Source organism: Streptomyces sp. NPDC042100, assembly GCF_055582325.1.
In genome coordinates this window covers 50614-66941 of sequence record NZ_JBVJDK010000007.1, presented here as the reverse complement: position 1 = coordinate 66941, position 16328 = coordinate 50614, and the positions used below count along the sequence as shown (strand labels likewise).

The 16328-nt window shown below is 73.5% G+C and carries 16 protein-coding genes; 5 read left to right on the top strand and 11 right to left on the bottom strand.

Annotated features, from left to right (window positions below; genetic code table 11):
- Positions 1 to 57: 57 nt before the first annotated feature.
- From ACZ6J5_RS17335 to ACZ6J5_RS17325, 3 genes are all read right to left on the bottom strand, one after another.
- Positions 58 to 723 carry a response regulator transcription factor gene (locus ACZ6J5_RS17335; protein WP_469392283.1) on the bottom strand — a complete coding sequence of 222 codons (666 nt, stop codon included), beginning with the start codon at positions 721 to 723 and terminating at the stop codon, positions 58 to 60.
- On the bottom strand, positions 720 to 1940 hold the full coding sequence (locus tag ACZ6J5_RS17330; RefSeq protein ID WP_469392281.1) for a sensor histidine kinase: 1221 nt from the start codon (positions 1938 to 1940) through the stop codon (positions 720 to 722). Before ACZ6J5_RS17330 ends, ACZ6J5_RS17335 begins: the two co-directional genes overlap by 4 nt.
- Positions 1941 to 2042: 102 nt before the next feature.
- The gene (locus ACZ6J5_RS17325; protein ID WP_469392279.1) at positions 2043 to 2747 is read right to left on the bottom strand and encodes a TetR/AcrR family transcriptional regulator; all 705 of its coding nucleotides are present in this window, start codon (positions 2745 to 2747) and stop codon (positions 2043 to 2045) included.
- Positions 2748 to 2909: 162 nt separating this feature from the next.
- Between ACZ6J5_RS17325 and ACZ6J5_RS17320 the strand changes: the two genes are divergently transcribed.
- Entirely contained in the window at positions 2910 to 3365 is a 456-nt protein-coding gene (locus tag ACZ6J5_RS17320) for a nitroreductase family deazaflavin-dependent oxidoreductase (RefSeq protein WP_469392278.1), read from the top strand.
- 96 nt (positions 3366 to 3461) lie between these two features.
- On the opposite strand, the gene ACZ6J5_RS17315 is transcribed toward ACZ6J5_RS17320, so the two are convergent.
- The gene (locus tag ACZ6J5_RS17315; protein ID WP_469392849.1) at positions 3462 to 4904 is read right to left on the bottom strand and encodes a geranylgeranyl reductase family protein; all 1443 of its coding nucleotides are present in this window, start codon (positions 4902 to 4904) and stop codon (positions 3462 to 3464) included.
- Positions 4905 to 5185: 281 nt separating this feature from the next.
- Between ACZ6J5_RS17315 and ACZ6J5_RS17310 the strand changes: the two genes are divergently transcribed.
- Both ACZ6J5_RS17310 and ACZ6J5_RS17305 read left to right on the top strand, forming a co-directional pair.
- Positions 5186 to 6553 carry a M20/M25/M40 family metallo-hydrolase gene (locus ACZ6J5_RS17310; RefSeq protein ID WP_469392276.1) on the top strand — a complete coding sequence of 456 codons (1368 nt, stop codon included), beginning with the start codon at positions 5186 to 5188 and terminating at the stop codon, positions 6551 to 6553.
- A 93-nt stretch (positions 6554 to 6646) separates the two neighbouring features.
- Positions 6647 to 7384 carry an MBL fold metallo-hydrolase gene (locus ACZ6J5_RS17305; protein WP_469392275.1) on the top strand — a complete coding sequence of 246 codons (738 nt, stop codon included), beginning with the start codon at positions 6647 to 6649 and terminating at the stop codon, positions 7382 to 7384.
- A 28-nt stretch (positions 7385 to 7412) separates the two neighbouring features.
- Here the strand turns inward: ACZ6J5_RS17305 and ACZ6J5_RS17300 are convergent, their stop codons facing one another.
- The 4 genes from ACZ6J5_RS17300 to ACZ6J5_RS17285 all read right to left on the bottom strand — a co-directional run bounded on the left by ACZ6J5_RS17300 (position 7413) and on the right by ACZ6J5_RS17285 (position 11797).
- The gene (locus ACZ6J5_RS17300) at positions 7413 to 8447 is read right to left on the bottom strand and encodes an NUDIX hydrolase (protein WP_469392273.1); all 1035 of its coding nucleotides are present in this window, start codon (positions 8445 to 8447) and stop codon (positions 7413 to 7415) included.
- Positions 8448 to 8723: 276 nt separating this feature from the next.
- Positions 8724 to 9653 carry an endo-beta-N-acetylglucosaminidase H gene (locus tag ACZ6J5_RS17295; protein WP_469392271.1) on the bottom strand — a complete coding sequence of 310 codons (930 nt, stop codon included), beginning with the start codon at positions 9651 to 9653 and terminating at the stop codon, positions 8724 to 8726.
- 318 nt (positions 9654 to 9971) lie between these two features.
- Positions 9972 to 10649, bottom strand: coding sequence for a response regulator (locus tag ACZ6J5_RS17290; protein WP_469392269.1), 678 nt, complete (start codon positions 10647 to 10649; stop codon positions 9972 to 9974).
- An 8-nt stretch (positions 10650 to 10657) separates the two neighbouring features.
- Positions 10658 to 11797, bottom strand: coding sequence for a sensor histidine kinase (locus tag ACZ6J5_RS17285; protein ID WP_469392268.1), 1140 nt, complete (start codon positions 11795 to 11797; stop codon positions 10658 to 10660).
- Between the two features lie 168 nt (positions 11798 to 11965).
- Between ACZ6J5_RS17285 and ACZ6J5_RS17280 the strand changes: the two genes are divergently transcribed.
- Positions 11966 to 13156 carry an alpha/beta hydrolase family protein gene (locus ACZ6J5_RS17280; RefSeq protein WP_469392266.1) on the top strand — a complete coding sequence of 397 codons (1191 nt, stop codon included), beginning with the start codon at positions 11966 to 11968 and terminating at the stop codon, positions 13154 to 13156.
- 196 nt (positions 13157 to 13352) lie between these two features.
- Positions 13353 to 14216, top strand: a complete 864-nt coding sequence (locus tag ACZ6J5_RS17275) for an alpha/beta hydrolase (RefSeq protein WP_469392264.1) — start codon at positions 13353 to 13355, stop codon at positions 14214 to 14216.
- 139 nt (positions 14217 to 14355) lie between these two features.
- Here ACZ6J5_RS17275 and ACZ6J5_RS17270 read toward each other — a convergent pair whose 3' ends face one another.
- The 3 genes from ACZ6J5_RS17270 to ACZ6J5_RS17260 are packed head-to-tail and all read right to left on the bottom strand — an operon-like array spanning position 14356 to position 16260.
- Entirely contained in the window at positions 14356 to 14763 is a 408-nt protein-coding gene (locus tag ACZ6J5_RS17270; protein WP_469392262.1) for an arsenate reductase ArsC, read from the bottom strand.
- A complete protein-coding gene (gene arsB, locus ACZ6J5_RS17265; protein WP_469392260.1) occupies positions 14756 to 15871 on the bottom strand; it encodes an ACR3 family arsenite efflux transporter in 1116 nt (371 codons plus the stop codon). Before arsB ends, ACZ6J5_RS17270 begins: the two co-directional genes overlap by 8 nt.
- The gene (locus ACZ6J5_RS17260; RefSeq protein ID WP_469392258.1) at positions 15868 to 16260 is read right to left on the bottom strand and encodes an ArsR/SmtB family transcription factor; all 393 of its coding nucleotides are present in this window, start codon (positions 16258 to 16260) and stop codon (positions 15868 to 15870) included. The genes arsB and ACZ6J5_RS17260 overlap by 4 nt, the downstream gene beginning before the upstream one ends.
- Positions 16261 to 16328 lie beyond the last annotated feature (68 nt).

Below are 16328 nucleotides of genomic sequence, written 5' to 3'. Positions count from 1 at the left end.
CCCGCGCCCGGGCGGCGCCCGCCCCCGCCCGCCCCCGCCCCAGCCTCCGCCCCGCCCTCAGCCGAGCCAGCCCGGCCGGACCAGCCCCGACTCGTAGGCGAGGACGACGAGCTGGGCCCGGTCGCGGGCGCCGAGCTTCACCATCGTGCGGCTCACGTGCGTCTTGGCGGTGAGCGGGCTGACCACCAGCCGGCGGGCGATCTCGTCGTTGGACAGGCCGATGCCGACCAGGGCCATCACCTCCCGCTCGCGCTCGGTGAGCCCGTCCAGGCCCGCGACGCGCTCCGGCGCCTTGGACCGCGCGGCGAACTCCTCGATGAGCCGCCGCGTCACCCCGGGCGACAGCAGCGCGTCGCCGTCGACCACGGCGCGCACCGCCCGCAGCAGTTCCTCCGGTTCGGTGTCCTTGACGAGGAAGCCGGAGGCGCCGGAGCGGATGGCCTCGAAGACGTACTCGTCGAGCTCGAAGGTGGTCAGCATGACCACCCTGACGGCGCCGAGCTCCGTATCGCCGGTGATCAGGCGGGTGGCGGCGAGCCCGTCCCGGTGCGGCATCCGGATGTCCATCAGGACCACGTCCGGCCGCAGTTCGCGCACCCGGGCGACGGCCTCCTCGCCGTCGGCGGCCTCACCGGCCACCTCGATGTCGGGCTGCGCGTCCAGCAGGGCGCGGAAGCCCGCGCGGACGAGCGACTGGTCGTCGGCGAGCACGACGCGGATCACGAGGACTCCTCGGGACGTACGGGGAGGGTGGCGCGCACCCGGAAACCTCCGTCGGGCCGGGTGCCCGCCTCGATGGTGCCACCGAGCGCGGCGGCCCGCTCCCGCATCCCGGCCAGCCCGTTGCCGCTGCCGCCCGCGTCGCCGCCGGTGGCCGGGCCCGCGTCGTCGACCCGTACGGTCAGCGCGTCCGGCCCGTAGCCGAGGACGAGTTCGGCGGTGCGCGAGCCGGAGTGGCGCACCACGTTGGTCAGCGCCTCCTGGGCGATCCGGAAGGCGGCGAGCTCGGTGCCGGGCGGCAGGCGCCGGCGCCGCCCCTCCACCCGGCTGGTCACGGCGAGCCCGGCGGCGGCCGCCTGCTCGACGAGCTCGGGCAGCCGGTCGAGACCGGGGGCGGGGGCACGGGGCGCGTCGCCGGGGGCGCGCAGGGTGTCGAGCACCTGCCGCACCTCGCCGAGCGCCTCCTTGCTCGCCGCCTTGATGGCGGTGAGGGCGGTACGGGCCTGGGCGGGGTCCGCGTCGAGCAGGGCGAGTCCGACACCGGCCTGGACGTTGATGACGGACAGCGAGTGGGCGAGGACGTCGTGGAGTTCGCGGGCGATCCGCAGGCGTTCCTCGTCGGCCCGGCGGCGCTCGGCGGCGGCCCGTTCGGCACGCTCCTTCGCCCACTGCTCGCGCCGCACCCGGGCGAGTTCGGCGGCGGCGAGGATCGCGACGGCGAAGGCGGCGACGGGGAGTTCCTGCCCCCAGGGCGCGGGGCCGTCGCCCGGGGGCGGCAGCCACCGGTAGAGCCAGTGCGCGAGGAGCAGGTGCCCGGCCCAGAGCAGGCCGAGGGCCCACCAGGCGGCGTGGCGGTGCCCGTGCACGACGGCGGCGAAGCAGGCGACGGCCACGGCGGCGAAGACCGGGCCGTACGCGTAACCGGCGGCCAGGTAGCCGAGGGTGGCCGCCGCCACGCCGAACACGACCGGGACCGGGTGGCGGTGCCGTACCAGGAGCGGGGCGCAGGCGAGCAGGAGCAGCGCCCGGCCGAGCGGGTCGAGGGCGAGCCGGTCGGGCTGGTTGCGGGCCGCGAAGCCGGTGCCGACCAGCACGAAGACCGTGATCAGGAGCGTCGAGCGCCAGGCGGCGGCCCCGCCGTGTTCCCGGGCGGCCCACCGCCACGGGCGCGGCCACGGCGGGCCGCCGTGGCCGGGGGTGCTCGTCGGGTGCGCGTCCATGGCGCCACGCTAGACGCCCGGGGGGCGGCGGGACGTCCGCCGGGCGGGGTGGTCACCCGTACTCCCCGGGGAGTACAGGCGGACGGGCTTCCCCGCCTCGGGTCAGAGGGCGGGCAGCAGGCCGACCTCGCGGCCGAGGCGCTCGGCGGAGGCGGCGAAGAAGGCGTCCCGGTCCTCGACGACGTTGTGGAACTGGCCGAACAGCTCGAACGACACCAGCCCGAAGAGCTCGGCCCAGGCCGCGACGAGGGCGATGGCGAGGGCGGGCGGCAGGTCGGGGGCCAGGTCGGCGGCGAGCCGCTCGGCCTCGGGGCGCAGCGCGCCTGGCAGCGGGGGCAGGGCGACGCCCCGGCCCCGGTGGGCGCCCCGGGCGAGCCCGATGAGGACCAGGCCGACGCGGGCGGCGGGGCCGATGGTGTCCTGGGGCGCGGTGTAGCCGGGGACCGGGGAGCCGTAGATGAGCGCGTACTCGTGGGGGTGGGCGAGGGCCCAGGCCCGGACGGCGCGGCAGACGGCGGTCCAGCGGGCGAGGTGGTCGTCGGGCGCGATGGCCTCGGCGGCGGCGTCGGCCCCCTCGGCGGCGGCGCCGACGGCGTCGTACGCGTCGACGATCAGCGCGGTCAGGAGGTCGTCGCGGCTCGGGAAGTAGCGGTAGAGCGCCGAGGACACCATGCCGAGCTCGCGGGCGACGGCGCGCAGGGAGAGCTTGGCGGCGCCCTCGGCGGCGAGCTGGGTCCGGGCCTCGTCCTTGATGGCGGCGGTGATCTCGACGCGGGCGCGGGCGCGGGCTCCTTGAACGGTGGTCATGGAGAGCAGTCTGCCATGAATCAGAGCACCGCACCGAAACGAGAGCAGTGCTCTTGCATGAGAGCACCGATCAAGGCACACTGAAGTCAAGCGAGAGCAGTGCTCACAAAACAGAGCAGCGCTCCAACGCGATCGTCGTCCCTCACTCCCCAGGAGCCCCCGATGACCACGCCCCAGCCGTACTACTTCCAGGGCGGCCCGCTCGCCATCCGCCTCAACAGCGTCATCGGCTGGCTGGCCCGCCACGGCATCAGCCTCGCCGGCTCGGCCGAGCTCAGCGTCCGGGGCCGCAAGAGCGGCGAGATGCAGCGCATCCCCGTCAACCCGTACGAGCACGAGGACGGCCGCTACCTGGTCTCGGCGCGCGGCCACTCCCAGTGGGTCCGCAACATGCGGGCGGCCGGCGGCGGCGAGCTCCGGGTGGGCCGGAAGGTCCGCCCCTTCACCGCCGTCGAGGTGCCGGACACCGAGAAGCCCGAGGTGCTGCGCGGCTATCTGCGCCGCTGGGGCTGGCAGGTCAGCCAGTTCTTCCAGGGCGTGACCGCCGACTCGACCGACGAGGAGCTGGCCGCCGTCGCCGCCGACCACCCGGTCTTCCGCATCACCGTCACGGCGTGAGGCCGATACGCCACGAGGGCGGCACGGATCCGCTCCGTACCGCCCTCGTGTCACGCTCCGTCACGGCGGGGCCGGCCGGAGCCGCCCGGCCGTCCGTCAGGCCCCCTCGGGACCCCGCCCGCCGTCGGCGGCACGCCCCTCGGGCGCGCCCTCCGCCGTCTCGGTACGCTCCACGACGTCCGGCGCGACCACGACGGCGTCCGCCTCATCCGCCGCGCCCGGCGCGACCACCGCGTCCGCACCGTCCGGCGCGACCACACCGACCGCCGCGCCAGCCGCCTCCGTCACGTCCGACGCCGCCTCCGACGCCGCCGCGTCCTTGCGGGAGACGCCCCGGCCCGCCGGGCCGACGCCCGCGTCCGTGTCCATGCGCCGGTCCAGCAGGTCGATCGCGCGCCGCGCGAAGCCGTTGCCCCGGACCAGACCGCCCAGGGTGGCCGCGCCGCGCGTGATGTCGGCGAACGCGTTCCACGCGGGGCGGAAGCCGGTGATGGTCGCGTGCAGCAGCCCCGGGCGGCGCTCGAACAGCGCCAGCATCCGGCGGCCCACGGCCATCTCGACGCCCAGGCCCGCCTTGATGGCGAAGGCGTAGTTCAGCGCCTGCCGGCGCGCGTCCACCGCGTCGCCCGCCTCGGCGACCCGGACCGCCCACTCGCCGGCGAGCCGGCCGGAGCGCAGCGCGAAGGAGATGCCCTCGCGGGTCCACGGCTCCAGCAGACCGGCCGCGTCGCCGCAGACCAGCACCCGGCCCCGGGAGAGCGGCGAGTCGTCCGTGCGGCAGCGGGTCAGATGCCCGGAGGAGACGGCCGGTTCGAAGCCCGCCAGGCCCAGGCGGGCCACGAAGTCCTCCAGATAGCGCTTGGTGGCCGCGCCCTCGCCGCGCGCCGAGATGACGCCGACGGTCAGGGTGTCGCCCTTGGGGAAGACCCAGCCGTAACTCCCGGGCAGCGGACCCCAGTCGATGAGGACGCGCCCCTTCCAGTCCTCGGCCACCGAGGCCGGGACGGGGATCTCCGCCTCCAGGCCCAGGTCGACCTGGCCCAGCTTCACGCCGACGTGCGCCCCTATCCGGCTGGCGCTTCCGTCGGCGCCGACGACGGCGCGCGCGAGGACGGTCTCGCCGTCCGCGAGGACCACGGCGACCGTGCGCCGGTCGGGCACGGCCGGGCCGTGCTGCTCGACGCGGCTGACGGTGGCTCCGGTGCGCAGCTCGGCGCCCGCCTTCTGCGCGTGCTCGACCAGCTGGGCGTCGAACTCGGGCCGGTTGATGAGACCGAACAGCATCCGGCGCGAGCGGCGGGTGCGGGCGAAGCGCCCGTTGTGCGAGAACGTGACGGCCTTGACCCGGTCCTGGAGGGGCAGTTCGAAGCCGGGGGGCAGGGCGTCGCGCGAGGGGCCGATGATGCCCCCGCCGCAGGTCTTGTAGCGCGGGAGCTCGGCCTTCTCCAGGAGCAGCACCCGGCGCCCCGCGACGGCCGCCGCGTACGCCGCCGAGGCTCCGGCGGGGCCGGCACCCACGACGACCACGTCCCAGACCATGGCCGGACCCCCGTCCGGACCCGCCGATCCCGCCGATCCCGCCGAGGCCGTGCCCGACTCCGCCGCTCCGGCGTCTGCGTTCTCGCTGCTCACGATGTGCTTCTGCTCCCGATCCGACCGGTGGTTCCTGCTGTGCACGCATCCTACGGCGCGGTAGCCACGCGCCATCGCGCCGCCCCGCGCCGACCCGCGCCGTAGGATCGGCCATACGTTCGCCGTACAACCGATACGCGGCGACGCGTCCACACCGTCACAACGTCGCACCCACCAGGAGCGTGCCCATGACCGCGAATCCGATCGCCGAGACCGTCGCATCCCTGATGCCCCGCGCCAAGGCGGAGCTGACGGAGCTGGTGGCCTTCCAGTCGGTAGCGGACGAGGCCGTCGCCCCGCGCAGCGAGTGCGAGGGCGCCGCGAACTGGGTGGCGGACGCGCTGCGCGCCGAGGGCTTCCAGGACGTGGCGCTGCTCGACACCCCCGACGGCACCCAGTCGGTGTACGGCCTGCTGCCCGGCCCGGACGGCGCCCCGACCGTCCTCCTCTACGCGCACTACGACGTGCAGCCGATGCTGGTCGAGGCGGACTGGGTGACCCCGCCGTTCGAGCTCACCGAGCGCGCCGACGGGCGCTGGTACGGGCGCGGCGCGGCCGACTGCAAGGGCGGGTTCATCATGCACCTGCTCGCGCTGCGCGCCCTGAAGGCGAACGGCGGCGTCCCGGTCACGGTCAAGGTGATCGTGGAGGGCTCGGAGGAGCAGGGCACCGGCGGTCTGGAGCGGTACGCGGAGGCGCACCCGGAGCTGCTCACCTCGGACGCCATCGTCATCGGTGACGCGGGCAACTTCCGGGTCGGCCTGCCGACCGTGACGGCGACCCTGCGCGGCATGACGATGATCCGGGTGACCATCGACACCCTCCAGGGCAACCTGCACTCGGGCCAGTTCGGCGGTGCGGCGCCGGACGCGCTCGCCGCGCTCATCCGCGTACTGGACTCGCTGCGCGACGGGACGGGTGCGACGGTCATCGACGGGCTGCCGGCCGACGCGGTGTGGGAGGGCCTGCAGTACCCGGAGGCCGACTTCCGCAAGGACGCCAAGGTGCTGGACGGGGTGGACCTGCCGGGCGTCGGCACGGTCGCGGACCGGATCTGGGCGCGCCCGGCGGTGACCGTGATCGGCATCGACGCGCACCCCGTCGCCGGGGCCACGCCGTCGATCCCGTCGACCGCCCGCGCGCAGATCAGCCTGCGGGTGCCGCCGGGCCAGGACGCGGCGAAGGCGACGGAGCTGCTGTACGCGCACATCGAGAAGCACACGCCGTGGAACGCGCGCGTGAAGCTGGAGCAGGTCGGCCAGGGCCAGGCCTTCCAGGCGGACACGTCGAGCCCGGCGTACACCTCGATGGCCGAGGCGATGCGGCTCGCGTACCCGGGCGAGGAGATGCAGGCGGCCGGCATGGGCGGCTCGATCCCGCTGTGCAACACGCTGGCGGCGCTGTACCCGGAGTCGGAGATCCTGCTGATCGGCCTGAGCGAGCCGGAGGCGCAGATCCACGCGGTGAACGAGTCGGTGTCCCCGCGGGAGCTGGAGCGCCTGTCGGTGGCCGAGGCGCACTTCCTGCTGAACTACGCCGCGTCCAAGCGGGGTTGATCCCGGCCCCGTCGCGAGGGTGACGCTCTGGGCGTAACTCGCCCAGAGCGTACTCGCGCGCCCCGGACGGGCGGGGCCGCTTACGTTCGGCCCATGACTCTTCCCGATCACGCACCCCACTCCCCCGACCCCGTCGGCCCGTCCGGCCTCGTCGAACTCGTCGAGGTCACCTCCCGCCTGTCCATGCTGCGGCTTCCCGTCGGGCAGGCGTACGTGTGGCGGGACGACACCGGCCTGACCCTCGTCGACGCCGGCTGGGCGGGCGCGGCGGACGCGATCGAGACGGCTCTGCGCGGCGCGGGCCTGGATCCCGCGCGGATCCGCCGGATCGTGCTGACGCACTGCCACCGCGACCATGTGGGGGCGGCGCGGGAGCTCGCCGACCGGTACGGCTGCGAGATCCTGGCGCACACCTTGGACGCCCCGGTGATCCGGGGCGAACTCCCGGTCCCCGAGCCGGATCTGCTCGACTGGGAGCGGCCGCTGTACGCGCACGGGCTGACCGTCCCGGAGGCCCCGCCGACCAAGGTCGACCGGGAGCTCGTGGACGGCGAGGTGCTGGACTTCGGCGACGGGGCCGTGGTGCTGCACACTCCGGGCCACACCCCCGGTTCCCTCGCGGTCCATCTCCCGCGCCACGGGGTGCTGTTGACGGGCGACACGGTGGCGACCGTGCAGGGCGTGACCTTCGGCGTCTTTCACGTGGACCGGGCGCTGGCCATGGAGTCGATGCGGCGGCTGGCGGAGCTGGAGCCCTCGGTGCTGTGCTGCGGCCACGGCGAGCCGGTGACCGAGGACACGGCGGAGAGGCTGCGCGGGGCGCTGGCCTGACCGGTCCCTTCCCCGGGCGGGGCGGGCGTCAGCCGACCGGGTCGCCCGCCTCCAGGTTGAGGACGGTGCCGCGCTCGCGGGCGCGCAGCGCCCAGCGCAGGCGCCGGTAGCGGACCGGGGGCAGCAGGTCGGCCGCCTCCTCCTCGGTGACGAACCGCCAGGCGCGCAGCTCGGCGCCGGGCAGCAGCAGCCGTCCGGCCTCGGCGGCGGGCAGCCGGCCGCCGTCGAACAGCAGCCGCAGGCCCCCGTAGCCGGGCGGCTGGGGCCGTTCCCAGTCGACGAGCAGCAGCCGGGGTACGGCGTCGAGTTCGAGCCCGATCTCCTCGGCGACCTCGCGCATCCCCGCGCGGGCGGGCGGCTCGCCGGGCTCGACGACGCCGCCGGGGAACTCCCAGCCCGGCTTGTAGGTGGGGTCGACGAGGAGGAAACGGTCCTGCTCGTCGAAGAGCAGCACACCCGCCGCCAGGGTCTCGCCGGTGGGTTCCGGGGTCTGGACGATGCCGCAGGGCCCGGCGAGCCCGGCGGCGACGGCGTCGGCGACGGCCCGCGCCGTCTCGGCCGGGGTGCGCCCGCCGTTGTCGACGGCGTAGGCGTCCTCGCCGAGCCAGCCGCCGAGTGCGGTGCGGTACGGCTCGATGTGGGCGTGGCACCAGCGGCGGGCCCGCGTCCCGGGGTCGCCGGTCCCCTCGTCACGGGCGTCGATCCGCGCCCGCAGGATCGTTTCATCCACGGTGAGCACCACATGCCGGACCTCGATCCGGCGGGCGGCGAGCGCGCCGAAGATCTCGTCCCGGTACTCCTGCCTCAGCAGCGTCATCGGCACCACGAGCACCCCGCCCACCTCGGCGAGCAACGCGGCGGCGGTGTCCACGACCAGCCGGCGCCAGATCGCCAGGTCCTGGAAGTCGTCGACCTCCGCGAGGCGTTTCTGCGGCAGCAGCAGACCGAGCCCGCCGCCGACGACCTCGGGGTCGTACAGGGTGCTGTTCGGGATCAGCTCGACCAGTTCGCGCGCGGTGCTGGTCTTGCCCGCCCCGAACGCACCGTTGATCCAGACGATCACTCATACTCCAGGAGGGGATGGCCGCTGAACAGCGACGTTACCGGACGAGCGGGACTGCCTGGGAGAGGCATGGGAAAAGCAGGCATCCACGACCCGGCCCCCACCACCTCCTTCTCCCACACCCCCTGGAGATACCCAACTATCCGCTCCTCCATCATGAGGGTCACCTCACTGTAGGCACCCTCCGCCCTCGGGCTGACGGCCGAGCCGCGTCCGCCTCGCCGGAGGAGCCTCCTCAGGCTCCTCCGGCGAGGCGGAACGAGGTGTCACGGGGTGTCACGGGGTGCGGACGGCCTTCTTCCCGTACAGCTTCTCCGTGAACGCCGAGATGTACGAACTACGGTCCTCGCCGTTCAGGTTGTAGGTCAGGAAGGTGCCGTACCCCTCGTCCATCGTCTGCTGCGCCAGCTCCGCGGCGCGCTCCTGGCCGGTGTCCTTGAAGCTGACCGCCGCCGGCGAGAGGCGCGACTTCGGGAGGTCGATGCGCGGCACGTTCCACTGGCCGTAGTACGGATTCCAGGCGTAGTCGAACTTCGAGGTGATGTCGGTGCCGCCGTACGACAGGCTCTTGGCGGACGGGCCGATGTTGTACAGCGTGATGAGCTTGTCCGGCATGTTCTCGCGGAGGGCCGTGACCAGGTGGACGAACGAGCTGGCGTTCGGCTGACCGGTGCCGTTCACGCCGTACTCGGCGTACTCGTCGTCGAAGTCGATGCCGTCCAGCCCGTACTTCTCGACGGTGTCGGACAGCTCCTTGGCGAAGGCCGAAGCGGCCTTCTGGTCCGGGAAGTTGGCGAAGCCGGCACCCTGATGGTTGCCGAGGACGGACAGCGTGACCTTGATGCCCTTGTCCTGGAGCGGGCGAATCTGGGTCGCGGCGTTGTCGAGCACGCTCTTCACCCGGTCGTTGAACGACAGATAGGCGGCCTTCTTCTGGGTGTCGTAGTTGATGTTCGCGGCGAAGATGACCGCGATGTCGAAGACGTTGCCGCCGCCGTTCTCCAGCCGGTACTTCCCGACGTTCAGCATGCTGTCGTCGTTGACCTCGACGTACGCGACCGAAACCGGTCCCTCCTTCTTCCCGTCCCCGGCCTTCGGACTCGCCGCGACGGCGTTGGCGGCCGTCGTGCCGCTCGCGAACAACGCGGCGGCCAGGACTGCGAACAGGGCGGTGCGCGTACCGCCTCGCCCGGTCGTGAACCTCATTGGTGCGCCTTTCCTCACAGGGGAAATTCCACGGGTCTACTCAGGGCCATGCGCCGGACAACATCTCGCATGCCCGGTTTGTGACACTGCCACGTCTATGACCCGTCACGAAAGGGGCGTTGGGAACTAATCGCATTTAGCTGCGCTCGGGCACCGGCGCACGCGACCGCCTGGACGACCCTCCGCGCACCGGGGAGGACGGCCCGTCGTTCGCCACCTCATGACGGACCGTCAACGGTCTCGGGCTGTGCCGGTCAGGACCACGAGGCGGCCACAGGCCGGCGAGCCGCGCGGTGTGGGCGGCGCGGCCTCGCGGCGTCAGTCGGTGGACGGGAGGTCTTCGCCTGCCGTGACCAGGCCCGTCTCGTAGGCGATGACGACCAGTTGGGCCCGGTCGTGGGCGTGGAGCTTGGCCAGGAGGCGCCGTACGTGCGTCTTGACGGTCGCGACGCTCAGCCCCAGGTGCTCGGCGATCACCGGGTTGGGCAGGCCCCGTGCCACCAGGCGGAGAACCTCCCGTTCCCGTGGGGACACGCCCGCCAGCTCCCGGGCGAGTCGCGGCCGTGGCTCGTGGTGTCCGGCGAACTCGCGGATCAGCCGGCGGGTGACCGCGGGGGCGAGCAGGGCGTCACCGGACGCGACCACCCGCAGGGCTGTCAGCAGGTCGGCGGGGAGGATGTCCTTCAGGAGGAATCCGCTGGCACCGCCGCGGAGCGCCGCGTACACGTACTCGTCCAGGTCGAACGTGGTGAGGACCAGTACGCGGGTGCCGGCGGTCTCCGGGGCCGCGCAGATGCGCCGGGTGGCCTCCAGACCGTCCATGCCCGGCATCCGGATGTCCATCAGGACGACGTCGGGCCGTAGCCGCAGGGCGAGTTCGACGGCCTGCTCACCGCCGGCGGCCTCGCCCGCGACGGTGAGGTCCGGCACGCTGTCGATGAGCAGGCGGAAGCCCGTCCGCAACAGCGCCTGGTCATCGGCGATGAGAACGCGCACCGGCGCGTTCACCGTGCCGGCCCCGGCCCGCAGGTCAGCCGTGCGTGCACCCGGAAACCGCCCGTCGCCAAGGGGCCGGTCGAGAGGGTGCCGCCGCACATGGCCGCCCGCTCCCGCATCCCGATGAGTCCGTGCCCGCCGCCGGGGAGCCGGGACGGGAGCCGGGGCCGGAGCCGGGGCGGCGGGTCGTTGACGACCTCGACCTCGACCGCCTCGGGACCCGTCCGCGACAGGCTCACCCGGCAGTCCGCCGATCCCGCGTGCCTGACGACGTTGGTGAGGGCCTCCTGGACGATGCGGTAGACCGCCAGCTCCACACCCGGGGGGAGCGGTGGATCCGGGTCGACGAAGAGCGCCACGCGCGGGCCCGCGCCGTCCACGAGCGCGGGCAGGTCCGCCAGCCCGGGGGTGGACCCCGACTCGGCTTCGTCAGTGGGTGATCGCAGCACGCCGAGCATGCGGCGCATCTCGGCGAGCGCCGTCCGGCCCGCCGCCCCGACCAGCGCGAGGGTCTCCTCGGCTTCCCCCGGGTGGGTGGGGGCCACCGTGCGGGCCACCTCGGCGCGCACCGCGATGACGGTCAGGTGATGGGCCACCACGTCGTGGAGTTCCCGGGCTATCCGCAGGCGCTCGTCCGTCACGGCCTGCCGGGCGGCGAGTTCCGCGTACGACCGCTGCTCTCTCAGCGCGGTGCCCACCAGCCAGGGCAGGGTCATCATCACGGACGCGAAGACGATGCCCCACGCGACCTCGAAGGCCGCGACCGGCCTCGGCAGGAGGGCCATGGTCGCCGCTACGGCGCCCAGCGAGCAGCCGAGCGCCGTCGCGGACCGGCGTCGTGGTTCCCGCGCCGCCACCGTGTACAGGGCGGTCCCGACGGGGACCCAGGACTCCTCCCACCCGGTGAACGCCATGGCGAAGACCGCTCCGGCCAGGATCGTGTACAGAACCGCGACGGGCCGTCTGCGCCGGACCGCGACCGGGAGCCAGACCACCGCTGCCACGGCTCCCGCGACCCAGCCGCCGCCCCGCGTCTGGCTCGCGCCGAACGCCAGGGCGAGGAGCACGGCCGCGACCGTGTCCACGCCGTGCCACTGCCCGTCCCGCAGACGTCCGGCCACCAGCGGCCGTGACTCCCCTTCGCCCATGCCCACCACGCTAGGGGAGCGCGGGCCCTCGGCCGGTCAGCCGGGAGGACGTCATCTCGCGGGCGGAGTCGTCCGCCCGGCTGATGCCCGTCGTACCCTCCTGGGCTGACACCGGGTTCCTCCCCGGGGGCGAAGCCGCCGGGGGCCACGGACGGAACAGTGGAACGCATGAAACGGAGAACACTGCTGTCCTCGTGCGCCGGACTGGCCGCCGCCACGATCGCGGGTCCGCTCGCGCCGGTGGCCGGCGCGCGACCGCCGGAGCTGGAACCCGTGCGGTTCCGGCTGCCCGCCCCGACCGGACCGTACCCGCTGGGTACGGTCGCGCTGCATCTGGCCGACACCTCGCGGCCGGATCCCTGGGTGCCCTCCCGTCCCTGCCGCGAGCTCATGATCAGCGTCTGGTACCCCGCCCGCGACTGCGCGGCCCGTCCGGCCGCTCCCTGGATGCCGCGGGCCGCGGCCGACCGGTACCTGGGCCTGATCGGTCTGCCTCCCGGCCGGGTACGACTGGGGCACACCCACGGCCACGAGGGCGCTCCCGTCGGCGGCCCGCCGGGGCCCCTGCCCGTCGTGCTCTACTCCCCCGGCTCCGACGCGTCGCGGTCGTTCGGCACCGGCATCGTGGAAGACCTCGCCAGTCACGGCTTCGTGGTGGTCACCGTCGACCACACCTACGACGCGGCGGTGGTCGCCTTCCCCGGTGGACGCGTCGAGACGAACCCACTGGGCGGGGTCAGCGACTACGCCAAGGCCCTCGCGGTCCGTACGGCCGATATCCGCTTCGTCCTGGACCGGCTCGCCGTCCTGCGCTCGGGCGGTCACCCCGGCGTCTGCCGCACTCCGTTGCCCGCCGGCCTGCGCGGGGCGCTGGACCCGCGGCGCGTCGGGATGGTCGGCCACTCCCTGGGCGGTGCGACCACCGCCGCGACGATGCTCGCCGACCGGCGGATCACGGTGGGAGCGAGCCTGGACGGAGGTGCGGCGGGTCCGGTGGTGGACGCCGGGCTCGACCGTCCGTTCCTGGTCGTGGACACCCCGGGCAAGGGCGGCATGGAGAGCAACCCCGCCCTGCGCGCGTTCTGGTCGCATCTGCGCGGCTGGCGTCTGCGTCTGACCGTACGGGGAGCAGCCCACCAGTCGTTCGGCGACGACGTGCTGATCCTGCCTCTGATCGCGCCGCTCCTGGGCAGGTCACCCTCCGATCTGGAGGAAGATGTCGGGACGATTCCCGGGCACCGGGCCCAGGCGTTCCAACGCGCTTACCCACGTGCCTTCTTCGACCTCCACCTCCGCGACCGGGGACGACTGCTGGACGGCCCGTCCCCCGACTTCCCCGAGGTCGCCTACGCCCGGTGAACGCCCCGGTGAACGCCCTGGTGAACGCCCTGCCGTGGCCGCCGGCCGGAGCACTGCTACGATCGCCGGCATGAGTTCCGTCATCCTCAACTGGCAGGCCACGCGCACCCGGTCGACGTTCTGACCCGTGGTGTCGGCTGCGCCGGCACCGGGGTCCACGTCCACCATCGGCCTCTGGATGACGAGGATCTTCACCATGCGCGCACCTTCGCGCCCCACTTTCGTTCTCGTGCACGGCGGTTCCAGCAACTCGCGGGCCTGGGGCCCGCTGCGGAACGAACTGGCCCTGCTCGGACACCGTTCGTACGCCGTCGACCTGCCCGGCCACGGTGACCGCGCCGGCAGCCCCGCCGCCTACTATCGGCAGCCCCACGACGGGGTGGCGCTGGCCGCCGCTCCCAGCCCGATGCGTGGCGTCACCTTGCGGGACAACATCGAGCATGTCGCGGACGCCGTGCGCCGGCTCACCGCACACGGACCGGTCGTCCTGGTCGGCAACAGCCTCGGTGGCCTGACGGTCAGTGCCATCGCCAACACCGTGCCGGACCTGCTCGACCGTGTCGTCTACCTCTCCGCGCTGTGCCTCAGCGACCCGGCCATGCTCACCGGGCCGTGGGACGTGGTGGACGACAACCTGCTGGACGCGGCGGCGGCGCGGATCACCGTGCCGGGTGTGCGGGACCCCGCTGTGGTCCGGCTGAACTGGCGCGGCGCCCACGCCGATCCGGCCCTGTTCGCCCAGCTGAAGACCGCCGTCATGGCCGACGCCACCGACGACCAGTTCCGCGTGCTGCTGGACTCGATGGACTCGGACGAGACCTACTCGGTGATGGAGCCAGGGGCCCTGATCCGGGCCGCCGAGTGGGGTCGCGTCCCGCACACCTACGTCCGCCTGTCCGAGGACCGCAGCATCACCCCGGCCGTCCAGGACTACATGATCCGGAAGGCGGACGAGCTGACCCCGGACAACCCCTTCGATGTCCACACTCTGGCGACGTCACACGTGGGCTACTTCAGTCGGCCGCGGCTCTTCGCGGATCTCCTCGCCGGCCTGGTCTAGCTCCCTATGGTTCGGCGTCCCCGCCGCCGGTCGTCCCGGCGACGGGGGCGCCGTTCACGCTCCGGGCACCGGAGGGCCACCAGCGGTGAGGCCCGGCCGCTCCGGGGCCACGGTTCACCGGGTGCTTCTCCGGGCGGGGTCAGGAGGGCAGGAGGTCGGTCAGCAGGTGGCGGACGCGCCGCTCGATCTCGTCCCTGATCGGCCGGACGGCGTCGACGTCCTGTCCCGCGGGGTCGTCCAGCGCCCAGTCGAGGTAGGTCGTGCCGGGGAAGGCGGGGCAGGTGTCGCCGCAGCCCATGGTGATGACGACGTCGGATGCCCGTACGGCGTCGGCCGTGAGGACCTTGGGCGTCTCGGCGGACATGTCGATGCCGGCCTCCGCCATCGCGGTGACGGCGGCCGGGTTGACCGTGTCGGCCGGTGCGGACCCGGCGGAACGGACCTCGACGCGGCCTTCGGCGAGGTGGGTGAGGAAGGCGGCGGCCATCTGCGAGCGTCCGGCGTTGTGGACGCACACGAACAGGACGGACGGCTGGGATTCAGACACGGGCGGAGCCTTCCGGAACGGTGGTGCGACGGGCCGCCGGGCCGGGGTCGGCGGGGAAGAGACGGCGGGCGGCCAGGGCGACCCGCACGAGGCCGATGAGGACGGGTACTTCGATGAGGGGGCCGACGACACCGGCGAGGGCTTGGCCGGAGGCGGCCCCGAAGGTGGCGATGGCCACGGCGATGGCCAGTTCGAAGTTGTTGCCCGCGGCGGTGAACGCGAGCGTGGTCGCCCTCGCGTAGTCCAGGCCGACCGCGCGGCCCAGGGCCATGGATCCGGCCCACATGATCGCGAAGTACACCAGCAGGGGCAGCGCGATCCGGGCGACGTCGAAGGGCTGGGAGGTGATGGCGTCGCCCTGAAGGGCGAACAGCACCACGATGGTGAACAGGAGCCCGTAGAGGGCGAAGGGGCCGATCCTCGGAATCAGTCTCGCCTCGTACCAGGTGCGGCCCTTGGTCCTCTCGCCGATGCGGCGGGTGAGGTAGCCGGCGGCGAGGGGGATGCCGAGGAAGACCAGGACGGAGCGGGCGATCTCCCCCGCGGAGACGTCGAGGGCCGTCTGCTCCAGGCCGAGCCAGCCGGGCAGGACCTGGAGATAGAACCAGCCGAGCAGCCCGAAGGCGAGGACCTGGAAGACGGAGTTGAGGGCGACCAGGACGGCGGCGGCCTCCCGGTCGCCGCAGGCGAGGTCGTTCCAGACGATGACCATCGCGATGCAGCGGGCCAGGCCGACGATGATCAGGCCGGTCCGGTAGGCGGGCAGATCCGGCAGGAACAGCCACGCGAGCGCGAACATCAGGGCCGGTCCGAGGACCCAGTTCAGCAGGAGCGAGGGCACCAGGAGGCGGCGGTCGCGGGTGACGGTGTCGAGGCGGTCGTAGCGGACCTTCGCCAGCACCGGATACATCATCACCAGCAGGCCGAGCGCGATCGGCAGGGAGACGCCGGTGACGGTCACCTTCGCGAGGGCGTCCCCGAGCCCGGGTACCAGCCGTCCGAGGCCGAGGCCGACGGCCATCGCGACCAGGATCCACACCGCCAGCCACCGGTCGGTGAACGACAGCCGCCCCGCGACCGGGCCGGCCACGGGCTCCGGCGCGCTCACGTGGCCGCGCCGACGGAGGAGACGTCGGGGGCGTCGGGGCGGGTGAGGGCGGCGGCCAGGCGGTCGGTAGCCGCGGGCAGGAGCCGGTAGTACACCCAGGTCCCGCGCCGCTCGGAGTCGATCAGCCCGGCGTTCTTCAGCTGCTTGAGGTGATGGGAGATCGTCGGCTGCGACAGGTCGAAGGCGGGGGTCAGGTCGCAGACGCAGATCTCCCCACCGGCCCGCGAGGCGATCATCGACAGCAGCCGCAGCCGCACCGGGTCACCCAGCGCCTTGAACACCTTGGCCAGCTCGACGGCCCGCCCCTCGTCCATGGGGGCGGCCAGCAGGGTCGGGCAGCACCCGCCCGCATCGTCCTGACCGAGCACGACCAGCTCTTGATTCGACATCCTTCTATGTTGACGAATATCGATCCAAGGCGCAAGGTTGCATCGACAGTCATCGAATCAGCCTGTTG

Bases quoted from the DNA above. Each gene is read 5' to 3' on its own strand.
- ACZ6J5_RS17310 (WP_469392276.1), top strand. From the start codon at position 5,186: ATGACCGCGAATCCGATCGCCGAGACCGTCGCATCCCTGATGCCCCGC.
- ACZ6J5_RS17260 (WP_469392258.1), bottom strand. From the start codon at position 16,260: ATGTCGAATCAAGAGCTGGTCGTGCTCGGTCAGGACGATGCGGGCGGG.
- ACZ6J5_RS17305 (WP_469392275.1), top strand. From the start codon at position 6,647: ATGACTCTTCCCGATCACGCACCCCACTCCCCCGACCCCGTCGGCCCG.
- ACZ6J5_RS17320 (WP_469392278.1), top strand. From the start codon at position 2,910: ATGACCACGCCCCAGCCGTACTACTTCCAGGGCGGCCCGCTCGCCATC.
- ACZ6J5_RS17285 (WP_469392268.1), bottom strand. From the start codon at position 11,797: ATGGGCGAAGGGGAGTCACGGCCGCTGGTGGCCGGACGTCTGCGGGAC.
- ACZ6J5_RS17315 (WP_469392849.1), bottom strand. From the start codon at position 4,904: ATGGTCTGGGACGTGGTCGTCGTGGGTGCCGGCCCCGCCGGAGCCTCG.
- ACZ6J5_RS17325 (WP_469392279.1), bottom strand. From the start codon at position 2,747: ATGACCACCGTTCAAGGAGCCCGCGCCCGCGCCCGCGTCGAGATCACC.
- ACZ6J5_RS17295 (WP_469392271.1), bottom strand. From the start codon at position 9,653: ATGAGGTTCACGACCGGGCGAGGCGGTACGCGCACCGCCCTGTTCGCA.
- ACZ6J5_RS17275 (WP_469392264.1), top strand. From the start codon at position 13,353: ATGCGCGCACCTTCGCGCCCCACTTTCGTTCTCGTGCACGGCGGTTCC.
- ACZ6J5_RS17280 (WP_469392266.1), top strand. From the start codon at position 11,966: ATGAAACGGAGAACACTGCTGTCCTCGTGCGCCGGACTGGCCGCCGCC.
- ACZ6J5_RS17330 (WP_469392281.1), bottom strand. From the start codon at position 1,940: ATGGACGCGCACCCGACGAGCACCCCCGGCCACGGCGGCCCGCCGTGG.